This is a genomic window from Microbulbifer sediminum (genome assembly GCF_021729035.1).
Lineage (GTDB): Bacteria > Pseudomonadota > Gammaproteobacteria > Pseudomonadales > Cellvibrionaceae > Microbulbifer > Microbulbifer sediminum.
In genome coordinates this window covers 118667-134301 of record NZ_JAJSAP010000007.1, presented here as the reverse complement: position 1 = coordinate 134301, position 15635 = coordinate 118667, and the positions used below count along the sequence as shown (strand labels likewise).

The 15635-nt window shown below is 63.7% G+C and carries 13 protein-coding genes; 10 read left to right on the top strand and 3 right to left on the bottom strand.

The window, feature by feature from the left end; genetic code table 11:
- Positions 1-48 precede the first annotated feature (48 nt).
- The 7 genes from LVD11_RS13215 to glmS all read left to right on the top strand — a co-directional run bounded on the left by LVD11_RS13215 (position 49) and on the right by glmS (position 8666).
- Positions 49-897, top strand: coding sequence for a formate/nitrite transporter family protein (locus LVD11_RS13215; protein WP_237059793.1), 849 nt, complete (start codon positions 49-51; stop codon positions 895-897).
- 208 nt (positions 898-1105) lie between these two features.
- Entirely contained in the window at positions 1106-2467 is a 1362-nt protein-coding gene (gene glmU / locus LVD11_RS13210; protein WP_237059791.1) for a bifunctional UDP-N-acetylglucosamine diphosphorylase/glucosamine-1-phosphate N-acetyltransferase GlmU, read from the top strand.
- Positions 2468-2593: 126 nt separating this feature from the next.
- Positions 2594-3703, top strand: a complete 1110-nt coding sequence (gene pdhA, locus LVD11_RS13205; protein ID WP_237059789.1) for a pyruvate dehydrogenase (acetyl-transferring) E1 component subunit alpha — start codon at positions 2594-2596, stop codon at positions 3701-3703.
- Positions 3703-4686: an alpha-ketoacid dehydrogenase subunit beta gene (locus tag LVD11_RS13200; protein WP_237059787.1), complete on the top strand. Its 984-nt coding sequence runs from the start codon at positions 3703-3705 to the stop codon at positions 4684-4686. Before pdhA ends, LVD11_RS13200 begins: the two co-directional genes overlap by 1 nt.
- Entirely contained in the window at positions 4683-5861 is a 1179-nt protein-coding gene (locus tag LVD11_RS13195) for a dihydrolipoamide acetyltransferase family protein (protein WP_237059785.1), read from the top strand. Before LVD11_RS13200 ends, LVD11_RS13195 begins: the two co-directional genes overlap by 4 nt.
- A 123-nt stretch (positions 5862-5984) precedes the next feature.
- Positions 5985-6755, top strand: a complete 771-nt coding sequence (locus LVD11_RS13190) for a DeoR/GlpR family DNA-binding transcription regulator (RefSeq protein WP_237059783.1) — start codon at positions 5985-5987, stop codon at positions 6753-6755.
- 81 nt (positions 6756-6836) lie between these two features.
- A complete protein-coding gene (glmS, locus tag LVD11_RS13185) occupies positions 6837-8666 on the top strand; it encodes a glutamine--fructose-6-phosphate transaminase (isomerizing) (protein ID WP_237059782.1) in 1830 nt (609 codons plus the stop codon).
- A gap of 86 nt (positions 8667-8752) precedes the next feature.
- Here glmS and LVD11_RS13180 read toward each other — a convergent pair whose 3' ends face one another.
- From LVD11_RS13180 to LVD11_RS13170, 3 genes are all read right to left on the bottom strand, one after another.
- The gene (locus tag LVD11_RS13180) at positions 8753-10612 is read right to left on the bottom strand and encodes a monovalent cation:proton antiporter-2 (CPA2) family protein (protein ID WP_237059780.1); all 1860 of its coding nucleotides are present in this window, start codon (positions 10610-10612) and stop codon (positions 8753-8755) included.
- Positions 10613-10648: 36 nt separating this feature from the next.
- Positions 10649-11941: a cation:proton antiporter gene (locus tag LVD11_RS13175; protein WP_237059778.1), complete on the bottom strand. Its 1293-nt coding sequence runs from the start codon at positions 11939-11941 to the stop codon at positions 10649-10651.
- Positions 11942-12041: 100 nt separating this feature from the next.
- Complete coding sequence (locus tag LVD11_RS13170) at positions 12042-12920, bottom strand: pirin family protein (RefSeq protein WP_237059776.1); 879 nt, start codon at positions 12918-12920, stop codon at positions 12042-12044.
- Positions 12921-13130: 210 nt separating this feature from the next.
- Between LVD11_RS13170 and LVD11_RS13165 the strand changes: the two genes are divergently transcribed.
- The 3 genes from LVD11_RS13165 (at position 13131) to LVD11_RS13155 (ending at position 15630) form a co-directional block, all read left to right on the top strand.
- Positions 13131-14018, top strand: coding sequence for a LysR family transcriptional regulator (locus tag LVD11_RS13165; RefSeq protein WP_237059773.1), 888 nt, complete (start codon positions 13131-13133; stop codon positions 14016-14018).
- A gap of 120 nt (positions 14019-14138) precedes the next feature.
- Complete coding sequence (locus tag LVD11_RS13160; RefSeq protein ID WP_237059771.1) at positions 14139-14540, top strand: DoxX family protein; 402 nt, start codon at positions 14139-14141, stop codon at positions 14538-14540.
- 118 nt (positions 14541-14658) lie between these two features.
- A complete protein-coding gene (locus LVD11_RS13155; protein WP_237059769.1) occupies positions 14659-15630 on the top strand; it encodes a glutathione S-transferase family protein in 972 nt (323 codons plus the stop codon).
- Positions 15631-15635 lie beyond the last annotated feature (5 nt).

Genomic DNA, 15635 nt, shown 5'->3' with positions numbered 1-15635 from the left:
TTTGCGCCCCGGACCGGAGGGCAATCCACGGGGGGAATTGCGCCAAGGATGGCCGCAGCCAAAGACGAAACCCGCCCCAAAAGCGACCGCCAGATCCTGCAGGAGCAAATGGATGCGAGCCTGCACGAGTACCGGCGCAATACTTCATCACTTTTCATGTCTGCCACCGCCGCTGGGCTGGAGATCGGCTTCAGTTTCTTCCTGATGGCGGTGTTTTATACGCTATTCAGCGACGAGCTGGGAAAGCACCAGCTGCACATGCTGATGGCCGCCAGCTATCCCATCGGTTTCGTGATGGTGATAATGGGGCGTGCCGATCTCTTCACCGAACACACCACGCTCGCGATCCTGCCGGTGCTGGACCGTCGCGAGAGCGTGCTGGCACTGGGCAGGGTTTGGGGGGTGATATACAGCGGCAACCTGTTGGGAGCAATGATGTTCAGCCTGCTGCTGGTCCAGTATGAGGCGGTGAGCCCCTATATCGACCCGAAAGCACTCTCGTATTACGGCGAAAAAAGCCTGATGCAGTCGGGATTGGGCGTCTTTCTCGGTGCGGTACTGGCGGGTTGGCTGATGGGGCTGCTGGGCTGGGTGGCCACATCATCGACCGACACCATCGGCCGGATCGTGCTGATTATACTGACTACCTTTGTCATTGGTGCCGGTGGTCTTGCCCACTGCATCGCGGGATCCGTGGCCATGTTCAGTGGTTGGCTGGGCAGTCCCACTGCTATCGATACCAGTGAGATGCTGGGGTATATCGCCCGTGCCACGGTGGGTAACGCCGTTGGCGGTAGTGTATTCGTGGGAATGCTCAAGTACGGTTATATCAGTAGCGACAAGGCACCACGAAGCACTGAGGAACCGAAACGCTGGCCCCGCCGGCCCCTGAAATAGCCTGCATCCGGGACGCATGGGTCACCATTGAGCTGCGGCCGGGTACGGGCAGCCGCAAGTCACCAGGTTCCCCGTCCCGGCTCTTGTCCGGCCGGATCCCGATTCCGGTTCGATTCTCGGTGGCCCCGCCATTCCTCGTCCTTGTGATCGCCTGCGGAACTGGCCACAATTGCCGCCCGAGTTTTCCCTTTGAATTAGAAGAGGTTCCATGGCCACCGATATCGTTATTCTCGCCGCTGGTAAGGGCACCCGCATGCGCTCCGACCTCCCGAAGGTCCTGCATCCGATTGGCGGTATGCCCATGCTGGGGCGGGTGATCGAAACCGCGCAGCAGCTGGGTGATGTGGAGATTACCGTGGTGGTGGGGCACGGGGCCCAGCTGGTGCGGGACCAGTATGCCGGCTGTGGGGTGAAGTTTGTGGAGCAGACCGAGCAGCTGGGTACCGGCCATGCGGTGGCCCAGGCCATCCCGAACTTCCGCCCCGGCGCCACAGTGCTGGTACTCTACGGCGATGTACCACTGGTCAAGGCGGGTACCCTGCAGTCGCTGCTGTCGTCCTCGGACAAGGGGCCGGCGCTACTGTCAGTGGAGATGGCGAACCCGGCAGGCTATGGGCGAATTGTGCGCGACGACAGCGGGCGGGTGCAGGCCATCGTTGAGGAAAAGGACGCTGATGCCGATACCCTGGCAATCCGCGAGGTAAATACCGGCATCCTGGCGGCACCGGCCGACCTGCTGAAACAGTGGTTGCCGGAACTCTCCAGTGACAATGCCCAGGGCGAGTACTACCTGACCGATGTGATCGCCCGCTCCGTGAGTGAGGATATTGCCGTTACCGGCGTACGTGCCAGCGACCCCCTGGAAGTCGCCGGCGTCAACAGCCGGGCCCAGCAGGCACAGATGGAGCGCGCCCTGCAGCACGGCCGCGCCCTGGCCCTGATGAATGCCGGTGTTACCCTGCTGGATCCGGCGCGCTTCGACCTGCGCGGTAACCTGGAGTGCGGTACCGACGTCTCCATCGACATCAATTGTATTTTCGAAGGCGAGGTAGTGCTGGGCGATGGTGTACAGGTGGGGCCCAACTGCACCCTGAAAAACTGCCGCCTGGCTGCCGGTACCCGTGTGGAGGCCAATTCCATGATCGAGGATGCCCAGGTGGGCGAGAGTTGTACCATCGGTCCCTTCGCGCGCCTGCGTCCCGGTACCGCGTTGGCGGATGGTGCCAAGGTGGGTAATTTCGTCGAGACCAAGAAAGCCCGGATCGGCCGTGGCAGCAAGGTCAACCACCTTTCCTATGTGGGTGATGCCGAGGTGGGCGATCAGGTGAATATCGGTGCCGGCACCATCACCTGCAACTACGACGGCGTCAACAAGTCCCTGACGGAAATCGGCGATGGCGCCTTTATCGGTTCCAATACAGCGCTGGTGGCCCCGGTCAAGGTGGGTGCGGGCGCGACGGTAGGGGCGGGATCCACCATTACCCGGGAAGTACCGGGTGATGAGCTGGCTGTGGCCCGTGGCAAGCAGCGCAATATCAGCGGCTGGCAGCGACCCGCCAGGAAGTCCTGACCCGGCGGAATCGCCATTCCGCCAGCGGGATGGCGATGAAAATCCGGCGGCTAAGCCCTCCCCGGATGCCAGCCCCGGCTGGCTGATCCATTACACTTGCGCATCGGGAATAAAGGGAATTACCCGATGCACAAACCCCGATTGCACCTGGTGGCCTCATTCGATATTGCGCACCTGCGGTATCTCGATGAGCAGGGGCATGCCACCCAGGCACTGCCCGACTTCGCCACACCCGATACCCTGCTGTCACTTTATCGACAGATGGCGCTCGCGCGGCTGGTCGACGACCGGGCGGTAAAGCTGCAGCGCACCGGCCAGCTGGGCACCTACCCCTCCAGCCTGGGCCAGGAGGCCATCGGTGTTGGCACCGGCAATGCCCTGCGCAAAGACGACGTTTATTGCCCCTATTACCGGGAAACCGGTGCCCTGCTGGAGCGTGGCGTCAGTATTGCCGAGATCCTGGCAATATGGGGCGGTGATGAACGCGGCCAGTGCTTTACCCATGCCGCAGCGGATTTCCCGCTCTGTGTGCCCATCGCCACGCAGTTGCTGCATGCTGCCGGGGTGGCCTTTGCCCTCGCCTACCAACAACGAGAAATGGGGGCGAAAGCCCGCGTCGCGGTGACCAGTGCCGGTGACGGCGCCACTTCAAAAGGGGATTTTTACGAGGCGATTAACCTGGCCGGGGTCTGGAAACTGCCGGTGGTATTTGTGATCAACAACAACCAGTGGGCAATTTCGGTGCCTCTTAAGGCCCAGACCGCTGCCTGCACCATCGCCCAGAAAGCGGTGGCCGCCGGCATCAACTGCCTGCAGGTGGATGGAAACGATGTGGTCGCGGTGCGCGCCGCGGTGGCAGATGCGGTGGAGCGAGCGCGCACAGGTGGTGGCCCGATGCTGATCGAGGCGGTCAGCTACCGGCTCAGTGACCACACAACCGCCGATGACGCGTCGCGTTACTGTCCCCGGGAGGAGCTGGAACAGGCCCGTACCCGTGAGCCCCTGCGGCGCCTGCGTCTGTACCTCGAACACGCCGGGCTGTGGGATGACGGCCGCGAGGAGGAGCTGCAGCGGGAACTGGCGGAAATCATGGAGCGCGAACTGCATGCCTATCGTGAGTGGGAGACGGATGCACCGACCGCCATGTTTGATCACCTCTATGCCCGACTGCCCGAGGCGCTACTGGAACAGTATGACGAGGTCGCGACTGTGCGCCCGGCCGGGGATGAAGCCTGATGACGGCGATTACCATGGTGGAGGCGGTAACCCAGGCCCTGGCCCATGAGCTCCGGGAAGACAATCGGGTCGTGGTGTTTGGCCAGGATATCGGCGTCAACGGTGGTGTTTTCCGCGCCACCGACGGGCTGCAGGCCGAGTTCGGCAGTGGTCGCGTCATGGACACACCGCTGGCGGAAAACATGATTGCGGGCATCGCCATCGGTATGGCGGCGCAGGGGCTGCGGCCGGTGGCCGAATTCCAGTTTATGGGGTTTATCTACCCGGTGATCGACCAGGTCCTGAATCACGCCGGCCGCTTGCGGAACCGGACCCGGGGCCGCCTGTCATGCCCGCTGGTCTACCGCGCCCCCTACGGCGGCGGGATCCATGCCCCGGAGCACCACTCAGAGAGCACCGAGGCGCTGTTCACCCATATGCCCGGGCTGCGAGTGGTCGTGCCCTCCTCCCCTGCCCGCGCTTACGGCCTGTTGCTGGCAGCGATACGTGACCCGGACCCGGTACTGTTCCTGGAACCCAAACGCATCTACCGCGCCGCCCGCCAGGAGGTCCCCGACAACGGAGAAGCCCTGCCCCTGGACCAGGCTTTCCGTCTGCGGGAAGGTTCCGATATCACCCTGGTGGCCTGGGGTGCCGCATTGAAAGAGACATTGGCTGCGGCGGAGGCCCTGTCCGCTGAAGGAGTTGAGGCCGAAGTCATCGACCCGGCAACCCTCAAGCCGCTGGATATCCATACCATCATCGACTCACTGGAGAAGACCCGTCGCTGTGTGGTTGTCCACGAGGCTGCACGCTTCGGTGGCCTGGGTGCCGAAATCATCGCCCAGGTTAATGAATATGCCTTCGACCTGCTCGACGCGCCGGTATACCGGGTCACCGGATATGACACGGTGATGCCGTATTACCGGCTGGAGAATCACTACCTGCCCGACGTCGACCGCATCCTGGCCGGGATCCGCCGCACCCTGGAGTACCCGGCATGAACATATTCAAGCTGCCGGACCTGGGCGAGGGGCTGCCGGACGCGGTGATCCGCGAGTGGCATGTGGCCGAAGGCGACAGCATCGGTGCCCATGACAGCCTGGTCACCGTTGAGACGGCCAAGGCCCTGGTGGAGGTGCCCGCACCCCGGGGCGGCATCGTGGAAAAGCTGTACGCCGCCGAAGGTGACACGGTCGAGGTGGGCCAGCCGTTGGTTGGCTTTGCCGACGGCGGGGCCGAAGCACGACAGGAAGCCGGCGAGAAAACAGCACCGCCGGAAAAGGGGGTACAGGCGGGTGATGCCGGCACCGTCGTTGGCCGAATCCAGGGCGGGAGCGAGTTGCTGGGCAGTGAGCAGGCTCCGGGAGAACGGGCGGCGCGCCGGGCCACCCCGGGCGTACGCGCCCTGGCACGGCGGCTGGGGATCGACCTGGCGCGACACCAGCCCCGGGAGGTGCGGTTTACTGAGGCCGAGGTGCGGCGGCTGGCCGGGGATGGCGGGAAAGAGCCGGCCCTCGCGCCATCCCCGGACAGGGGCGAGCCCGAGCAGGCAGTGACAGGTCCTGCGGATTCCCCGGCCCGTCGGGCAATGGCCCTTGCCATGACCCGGTCCCGGGACCAGGTGACGCCGATGACCCTGAGTGATGAGGTGGATATTTCCGCCTGGTGGGGCCGTGAGAGTGCAACCTTACGGCTGGTCCGCGCGGTGCAGCAGGCCTGCGGGGAAGAACCAAACCTCAATGCCACCTATGAGGACGGGCAACTCCGGCCTGCCCGTGTGATCAATATCGGCCTGGCCGTGGATTCCCCGCGGGGACTGTTCGTGCCGGTACTCAGGGATGTGGTGAATTGTACCGACAACGATCTCCTGCGCCGGATCGAGGACTACAAGGAGCAGGCCCGTGACACCGGTATCGCCCGGGAGGATCTGCAGGGAAGCACCATCCTGCTGTCGAATTTCGGCGCCCTGGGTGGCCGTTATGCGACACCGGTGGTGATGCCGCCGACGGTGGCCATTGTCGGGGCCGGGCGCACCCATGAAGGCGTGGTGGCCGTGGGGGGCAAGGCCGCGGTGCGACCGCTGCTGCCCCTCTCCGTCAGCGCCGACCACCGGGCCGTTACCGGGGGGGAGCTGGCCCGCTTCCTACAGGCGCTGGTCAGGGCACTGGCCCGCTGATATGGGCCTGCACAGCAGTATCCACTGAAGCCGATCCATCCCCGGGCCTCACGCCCTGTCCGGCTGTGGGCATTTTAGTTTCGTTTTGCTATGCTTAAGTTTCAAATCGAAACTTGTTGAGCCATGTCGAAACGGAATACACAGCAACGCCGCCACCAGATAATGGCGCTCCTGAACGAGGTGGGCGAGGCCAGCGTGGAACAGCTCGCGCGGGAATTCGAAACCTCTGAGGTTACGATTCGCAAGGATCTCACCACCATGGAGAACCACGGCCTGCTGCTGCGTCGCCATGGCGGCGCCATCCCGGTGCCAAGGGAGCTGGTGGTGGAAGAGGCCCCCTCTGAGGTCAAGCGCGCCATCGGGCGCGCCGCCGCGGCCCTGATCCCCGACCACCACCGCATCGTGATCGACTACGGTCGCACCACGGCGGCCATGATCCCCGAGCTGGACCACAAGCGCGGGCTGGTGGTGATGACCAATTCCCTGCATGTGGCCAATGCCCTGCGGGAGCTGGAGAACGAGCCGACCCTGTTGATGACCGGCGGCACCTGGGATCCCCACTTCGAGGGCTTCCAGGGGCGTGTCGCCGAGCAGGTATTGCGCGGTTACGACTTCGACCAGGCCTTTATCGGTGCCGACGGTATCGACCTGGAGCGTGGTACCTGCACTTTCAACGAGCAGATCGGCCTGTCCCGGGTGATGGCCGAAGTGGCCCGTGAGGTGGTGGTGCTGGCGGAGTCGAGCAAGGTGGGGCGGCGGATCCCCAACCTGGAACTGCCCTGGGAGCAGGTCAATACGCTCGTGAGTGACGCCGGGCTGGCCGACTCGGCGCGGGCCGCCCTGGAGCAGCTTGGGGTGCGGGTAATCTGCGCCGAAGTGAGTACTTACGCCTGATGCAGGCAAAATAATGCGGGTGCCCTGCCCATCGGCGCAGCTGGGGGTAACGGCCCGTGAAAGAGATAGATCGAGGTTTTTATGTGTGGCATTGTCGGCGCGCTGGCCCAGCGCAATGTAAATGAAATCCTGCTGGAAGGCCTGCGGCGGCTGGAGTACCGTGGTTACGACTCTGCCGGCGTGTGCCTGGTGGACGGGGAGCAGCAGCTGCAGCTGCGCAAGAGTGAGGGCAAGGTGGCCGACCTGGAGTCGAGGCTTGCTGCCTGCCCCGCCGCCGGCCAGCTGGGTATTGCCCATACCCGCTGGGCCACCCACGGCGCGCCATCCGACCTAAATTCCCATCCGCACGTTTCCGGTGATATCGCCCTGGTCCACAACGGCATTATCGAGAACTACCGCGACCTGCGCGCCCGGTTACAGGGACTGGGGTATGAGTTCCTTTCTGACACCGATACCGAGGTGGTAGTGCACCTGGTCCACTCCCTCACCAGCGAGGGCCTGGGCCTGCTGGAAGCGGTGACCGCAGCCACCCACGAGCTGGAGGGCGCCTATGCGCTGGGTGTGATCAGCGCCCGGGAGCCGCAAACCCTGGTCTGTGCCCGCGCCGGCAGCCCGCTGGTGATCGGTGTGGGAATCGAGGAAAACTTTATCGCCTCCGATCCCATGGCCCTGCGCCAGGTCACCGACCGCTTTGTCTTCCTGGAAGAGGGGGATGTGGCGCAAGTGACCCTGGATGGCATTGCTGTCTTCGATCGCGCAGGCGAGGAAGTCAGCCGCCCGGTACAGAAACTTGATGGCGGCCATGACGCCGCAGACAAGGGCCGCTACCGCCACTTCATGCAGAAGGAGATCTTCGAGCAGCCGGAAGTGGTCCGGGCCACGCTCGCCGGCCGCATCGGCACTGAGTCGGTCCTGGCGGAAGCGCTGGGTGCCCGCGCCAACGAAATCCTGCCGGAGGTCAGGCAGGTACAGATTGTCGCCTGCGGGACCAGCTACCACGCCGGCCTGGTGGCCAGGTACTGGCTGGAGGACTGGGCCGGCATTCCCTGCTCGGTTGAGGTGGCCAGTGAGATTCGCTATCGCCGTACGGCAGTGCGTCCCGGTACCCTGTTTGTCACCATCTCCCAGTCTGGCGAAACGGCCGACACGCTGGCGGCGCTGCGGCAGGCGAAGGAGCTGGGTTACCTGGCCTCCATGACCATTTGCAACGTCCCCAACAGTTCGCTGGTGCGGGAGTCGGAACTCTCGCTGATGACCGAGGCGGGTCCCGAGATCGGCGTGGCCTCCACCAAGGCGTTCACCACCCAGCTGGTGGCGCTGCAGCTGTTCTGCATCGCACTGGCCAAGGTCAATGGCCTGCCCGCCGAACGGGAAGCGGAACTGGTACAGGCGCTGCACCGGTTGCCGGGCCTGATGGAAGAATTCACCGGGCTGGACAAGCTGGTGCAGGCCACCAGCGAGGCATTCGCCGAGAAGCACCATACACTGTTCCTCGGTCGCGGCGTGGAGTACCCGATTGCGCTCGAGGGTGCCCTCAAGCTGAAGGAGATTTCCTATATCCACGCCGAGGCCTACCCCGCCGGCGAGCTGAAGCACGGCCCCCTGGCCCTGGTGGATGCGGATATGCCGGTAGTGGTGGTGGCGCCCAACAACGAACTGTTGGAGAAGCTCAAGTCCAACCTGCAGGAGGTCCGCGCCCGCGGCGGTGAACTGTTTGTGTTTGCCAGCCCGCAAGCGGGTTTTGCCAGTGAGCCCGGTGTGACGGTGGTAGAGGTACCCGATGCACCGGAGAGCCTGGCCCCCATCCTCTACACGGTGCCCCTGCAGCTGCTCTCCTACCACGTGGCACTGCTCAAGGGCACCGATGTGGACCAGCCGCGTAACCTGGCCAAGTCGGTAACGGTGGAATAATTCCACCGGAGCAAGCGGGACCGTCCGGGAAACCGGGCCTGCCCCGCTGCTGCTTTTACCGGCGCTGGGGGCGACGCGGTGGAAAGCTAGTTCCCGGGCTTGCCGTTCGGTTCCTGCGTGTCCCAGTGATGGTCGAGGTGCAGGTCGCGATCACGTCGATCCTCACGCAGGGCCTGCAGCAGCTGTTCGCGGTAAATCCTGGTCTGGGCGATCTGCTGTGACTCATCGCGCCAGTAGGGGAAGAGGGCCTCCAGCATACGCTGGTCATGCTGCTTGAACTTACGCGCTGCCCGGCGTGCCTGCAACGGGCTCAGGCCCAGCAGCTCCAGCGCCTTTTCACCGATGGAAAGCGCCGAATCCACGGTTTCGCGGAAGATATATTTCACTCCCGCTTCCATCAGCGCGTAGTGGTGCATCCGATTGCGTGCCCGCGCCAGGATGGTCAGGTGCGGGAAGTGCTTCTGCAGCTGGGTGACAATTTCCAGTGACGCGGCCTGGTCGCTGAGGGTCAGGATCACCAGTTTCGCGTTCCTGGCCCCTGCGGATCGCAGCAGGTCTTCCCGCGACGCATCGCCATAGTAAGCCTTGATGCCGTAACGGCGCACCATATCCAGCTGGGCCGCGTTGCGCTCCAGCAGCGTGGTCTCAAAGCCACAGGCATTCAGCATTCGCCCGGCGATCTGGCCGAAGCGGCCGTAACCGACAATGATGACCGGTGAGCCCTCATCCTGTGGGGGTTCTTCCTCCCCTTCGCGCTTGGTGCCGGCACCGCGGCGGTAGCGGGGCTGGATCCACTGTTCATAGATCAGCAGTAGTACCGGGGTGAGAGCCATGGACAATGCGATCAGGGCGATCAGCAGGTTGCCGGTGACGCTGTCCAGTACCCGGTTCTGCGCCGCGAAGGATACCAACACAAAGCCGAACTCCCCCGCCTGCGCCAGGGACAGGGCAAATAGCCAGTCCTCGCCGCGGGACATGCCGGTCACCCGCGCCAGCGAGAACAGCACCACGAACTTGACCGTGACCAGGAGTACCAGCAGGCCCAGCAACAACAGCGGGTTATCTGCCACCAGGTTGAAATTCAGGTTGGCGCCCACGGCGATAAAGAACAGCCCCAGCAGCAGCCCCTTGAAGGGCTCGATATCCGCCTCCAGCTCGTGCCGGAATTCACTCTCCGCCAGGATCACGCCGGCCAGGAAGGTGCCCAGCGCGGGCGAGAGCTCGAGCCAGCTCATGACCGCCGCCGACGCCATCACGATCAGCAGCGAGGTCACGGTAAACATTTCCCGTAACTGGCTGCCCGCCACCAGCCGCAGCAGCGGGCCGAGGACGTAACGGCCCACCAGCCCGAATGCCACCATGGTGCCGATTACCGCAGCGCCGTAACGCCATCCGGACAGGCCGTCCTGGTCCGGTTCGGGCGGGCTGCCCGACAGCAGTGGCAGCAGCGCCAGAATGGGGATTACTGCCAGGTCCTGCAGCAGCAGTACCGCAAAGGCCCCGCGGCCGCCCTCGGTACGCAGCAACTTCTTCTCGGTGAGCGACTGCAGGACGATGGCGGTGGAGGACAGTCCCAGGATCAGGCCGATCGCCAGCGCCTCGCGCCAGCTCTCCTGGTACATCAGCATGGCGATCAGGCCCACGGCAATCGCCGTCAACGCCAGCTGGGCGCTGCCGGTGCCAAAAATGGCCCCACGCATCTGCCACAGCTTGCGCGGTTGCAGCTCCAGGCCAATCAGGAACAGCATCAGGGCCACGCCGAACTCGGCGATATGCAGCTCTTCCGTGGTGTCGCCCACCAGGCCCAGGGCATGGGGGCCGATGGCGACGCCCGCCAGCAGGTAGCCGAGCACCGAGCCCAGTCCCAGCCGGGTGGCCAGCGGCACCGCGACAACCGCCGCTGCCAGGTAGATGACCGCCTCTACTAGAAATCCGCCATGTTCCATGAATATGTTTCTGTGTTGCCGTTATCGGGAGCTGTCTCAGGTATTCCCATGTGCCAGCGCCTCGGGCTCGCGGATATCGCGGCTGCGCCGGATCAGCGGGGCAATGGTGGAGCCCTGCACCACAATGGAAAAGACTACCACGCCGTACGTCATCACCACCCACAGGTGGCGCAGGTCCTCCCCCTGCACCAGCAGGTGGCCGGCGGGAATCGACATGGCCAGTGCCAGCGCGAGTCCGCCGCGCAACCCGCCCCAGATCAGGATGCGCTCACTGTAGGGGTGGTAGCGGCGGAACCCCTTGAGTACGGTGAATGGCACCGTGACCGCCGCTACCCTGGCCAGCAGCACGATAACGATCGTCGCCCCCATCAACATGAACTCGAACGGTCCCAGGTCGATGGTGATCAGGAACAGGCCCACCAGCAGGAACAGGATACCGTTGAGGAATTCCTCGGTGATATTCCAGAAATTGTCCAGCTCGTGCTGGCTCACCCGCGAGAAGCCCCGCTCGCGGGTGAAGTTGCCGATGATGATGCCGCTCACCACCATGGTGAGGGCCCCGGACACACCGACGATATTGGCAAAGGCGAAGCCGGCGGTGGGGATGCACAGGGTCAGCAGCAGCTCCAGGCTGTGATCGTTGGTGGCGCAGATCAGCCAGTGGAACAGGCCGCCGATGAACAGTCCCATGGCGATACCGCCGAAAGCCTCCACCGCGAACAGTTCCGATACTGCCGAGACGGTGGGTTCGCCGCCCTCAAAGGCCACCGCAAAAATCACTGTGAACAGGACGATACCGAAACCGTCGTTGAACAGGGACTCCCCTTCCACCTGGATGGAAACCTGTTCCGGGGCATGCAGGCTCTTGATAATGGCGAGCACCGCAATGGGGTCGGTGGGGGAAATCAGTGCGCCGAACAGGAGGCAGTAGACGAAGGCAACCTGCATCCCCAGGAAGGGCAGGAACCAGTACAGGAGACCAGCCACCACAAGGGTGGATATCAACGTGCCCACAATGGCGAGCAGCGCGATTTCGATCCGCTGGTTGCGTAGGGACAGCAGGTCGATATGCAGGCTGCCCGCGAACAGCAGGAAGCCCAGCATGCCCTTGAGCAACAGGTCTTCAAGGTTCAGCAGCGGCAGCAGCTGGTCGGCCCAGTGGCGCAACTCCAGCACGCCCAGCTTGCCCAGTCCGATTACCAACAGTGACAGGGCCAGGGCGCCTGCGGTAATGGCAATCGTGCTCTGCGCCCGCAGGACATACTGGTTGAGGAATCCCAGGAAGACCGACACCGCGGCGAGGAAACAAAAGGTGTAATAGATTTCCATGCCGCCGGGGGCTCTCCATTGCCTGCAGGTACTGGTTCGGGGATAAGGTCATTACCGTCCACGCTGAGACGGCGGCCGCCGGGCGCGCCCGTGCCGGTGATCAACCGGCCAGGGTGCCGTTATTGTAGTCCCGCAGCGCCTGCTCGATCTCCTCGCGGCTGTTCATCACGAAGGGACCGTAATGCACCACTGGCTCATTGAGTGGCAGGCCGTGCAGGCACAGCACCCCGGCACCGTGCTCTTCGGCGCGCAATTGTAGCGACTCACCGTCACCATACAACAACAGATTGCCGCGACCGATACTGCCACGCTCGGTAAGCAGCGCTCCACGGTAGATGTAGACCAGCACGCTGTGTTCCGGTGGCAGCGGCAGGTCCACCCCGGCATCCCCGGCCAGGCGGAGGTCTGCGACGGAAGCGGCGGCGGCTGCCTCCGTGAGGGGACCATCCATGGCAGTGCCATGGATGGTCCAGCGACCGGCAATCAGCCGGATCGAGGAACCGCTGTCGTCCAGTGCCGGCTCGGGCATTTCCCCGGCCTGAATATCGCGCCAGGTGGGGGCGTCCATCTTGTTGGCGGCGGCCATGTTGATCCACAACTGGAAGCCGTGCATACCGGTATCGCCGCCCTCGGGTTGTGCAGGCATTTCCGAGTGGATGATGCCGCGACCGGCACGCATCCACTGGGCGCCACCGGAAGACACGGCGCCGCTGTTACCCAGGTGGTCCCGATGCTCGAACTCGCCATCCAGCATATAGGTGAGTGTTTCGATGCCCCGGTGCGGGTGGGGGGGGAAGCCGGCGATATAGTCGTCCTTATTTTCCGAGTGGATTTCGTCCAGCATCAGGAAAGGGCTGAAGTCCGGGCTCTGGAAGCCCGCCACCCGCTGGATTTTCACACCGGCGCCATCGGCGGACGCCTGGCCGGCAACCCCGCGGACCAGCGGCCGGGCCCCGGGGCGGCGTTCGAATGTACTCATGGGCACCTCCTGTGGAATCTGTCTGCCTAATGATGATGGTTGGAGTATAAGCCGACGAATTCGGAGAAAAATGGCAAATAATTGCGTGTTGTGTTCGAATAAATCGGCAGGAATCGTCAGGGGGTGAGTGGTCCCCACCTCCCCCGGCGACTCGATTAACCTTTTCAGGCGCGACCCCGGGCTGTTGCGCCCCATGCGAGGAAGAAGTGGATGGCCAAGGTAACCCTCGAACAGTGGCGTATGTTCCAGGCGGTGGTCGAGCACGGCGGTTTTTCCCAGGCCGCGCAGGCAGTGCACAAGAGCCAGTCTTCCATCAATCACGCGGTGCACAAGCTACAGGAGAGTCTCGGGGTGGATCTGCTGGAGGTGCGCGGGCGCAAGGCCGAGCTCACCGACGCCGGCCGCATCCTGCTGGCCCGTGCCGGTGGCCTGCTCAACGAGGCCGAGGCGCTGGAGGCGGTGGCCGGGAGCCTGGCCAGCGGCGAGGAAGCCGTGCTGACCCTGGCGGTGGATGTCATCTTTGATTACGACTGCCTGTTCCATGCCATCGAACAGTTTGCCGCGCGCTTTCCCCACACCCGGCTGGAGTTGCGGGAGACGGTGCTCTCCGGCGCTGAGGAACTGCTGCTGCAGCAGGAAGCAGACTTCATCCTGTCGGCCCGGGTGCCGCAGGGCTTTGTCGGCGAGCCCGTTGCCAGGGTGCGGTTTATTCCCGTGGCGCACCCGGATCATCCCCTGCACCACCTGGGGCGCCCGGTAGCGCGCAAGGACCTGAAGGCCTGCCGCCAGGTGGTACTGCGCGACTCCGCCGTGCGCAACCGCCAGGATTCGGGCTGGCTGGGTTCCGACCAGCGCATCACCGTAAGCAATGTGCAGACGTCGCTCGAATTGATCGAGCGGGGTCTGGGTTTCGCCTGGTTGCCGGAGACCCGCCTGCGCGAATCGCTGTTGGCGGACCGGCTGTTGCCGCTGACCATGGAGGAACCCTGGGAGCGGGAGGTGACCGTATACCTGGTCTATGCAGACAGCGACAAGACAGGCCCGGCGGCGGCCTTCCTGATTGGCGCCCTGCGGGACGGACTGGCGCCCATGGACTGATTTCTTGAAATTCGAAAGGTTTTCGCGATTTTTTGCGGTTTTATTCGCGATTCTTGGAACTAGACTGAACCCATAGCAAGCCAAGCGGCAACTGGAGCCAGGAAAAGCGAGGAAACCCCGATGACCAACCCGATTCTCTGTGACAGCGCCAAGCTGGTGGGCCGGGCGCTGATGTCGTGGATGTTTATAGCCGCCGGCTGGAGCAAGATCGGCGGCTACGAGGGTACCCAGGCCTATATGGAAGCGGCCGGTGTGCCCGGCGCCCTCCTGCCGCTGGTAATAGTGGCGGAGCTCGGTGGCGGCCTGGCCATCCTGTTCGGCTTCCTGACCCGCTGGGCCGCACTGGGACTGGCGGTATTCTGTTTCGCCAGTGCCCTGCTGTTCCACTACGTCCCGGGCGACCAGGCACAGATGATCTCCTTTATGAAGAACATCACCATCGCCGGTGGCTTCATCATCCTGTCCTGTGCCGGTGCCGGGCGCTTCAGCGTGGACCATATCTTCAGCCGCACCCGCAGCTGACCCCGGCGGACTGCCGGATTATTTCCCCACCGGGCCGGGCGCCATGGGCATTCCCGGCCAGGCAAGGCTTTGTCCTTAAAAGCCGACAACCGATAAAGACCCATTTCAGGAGGTGACCATGGGATTGCTGGTCAACGGCCAGTGGCAGGATCGCTGGTATGACACCGACAAGAGCGAGGGCGAGTTCGTACGCGAGCAGGCCCAGCTGCGCAACTGGATCACTGCCGACGGCAGTGCCGGCCCCAGTGGCGAGGGGGGCTTCAAGGCGGAGCCGGGCCGCTACCACCTTTACGTATCCCTCGCCTGTCCCTGGGCGCACAGAACCCTGATCTTTCGCAAGCTGAAGGGGCTCGAGGACCTGGTTGATGTGTCTGTAGTGAGTCCTTATATGCGTGAGCACGGCTGGACCTTCAACGAGAAAGAAGGCAGCACCGGTGACCCGCTGTATGGGGTCGACTACCTCTACCAGCTCTACACCCGCAACCGCGCCGATTACAGCGGCCGGGTCACCGTGCCCCTGCTGTGGGACAAGCAGCGCGAATGTGTGGTGAGTAATGAATCGGCGGAGATCATCCGCATGTTCAACAGTGCGTTTGACGAAATTACGGGTAACCGCGAGGACTTCTACCCCGTGGAGCTACGCGGGGATATAGAGGCTACTAACGATATCGTCTACGAAACTGTAAATAACGGTGTCTATCGTGCGGGCTTCGCCACAACCCAGGAGGCCTACGAAAAAGCCTACGACCCCCTGTTCAGTACACTCGACCAGCTGGAACAGCGGCTCGCCAATCATCGTTACCTGTGTGGGGACCGCATCACCGAGGCGGACTGGCGCCTGTTCACCACCCTGGTGCGCTTTGACCCGGTCTACCACGGGCACTTCAAGTGCAACAAGCAGCGCCTGGCGGATTACCCGAACCTGTGGGGTTATGTGCGCGAGCTCTACCAGTGGCCGGGAGTGGCGGAGACGGTGGATTTCCACCATATCAAGACCCACTACTACGCCAGCCACGACACCATCAACCCCACCGGCATTGTGCCCAAGGGGCCGGCGCTGGACTACTCGGCCCCTCATGGGCGCGCTTAGGCGGT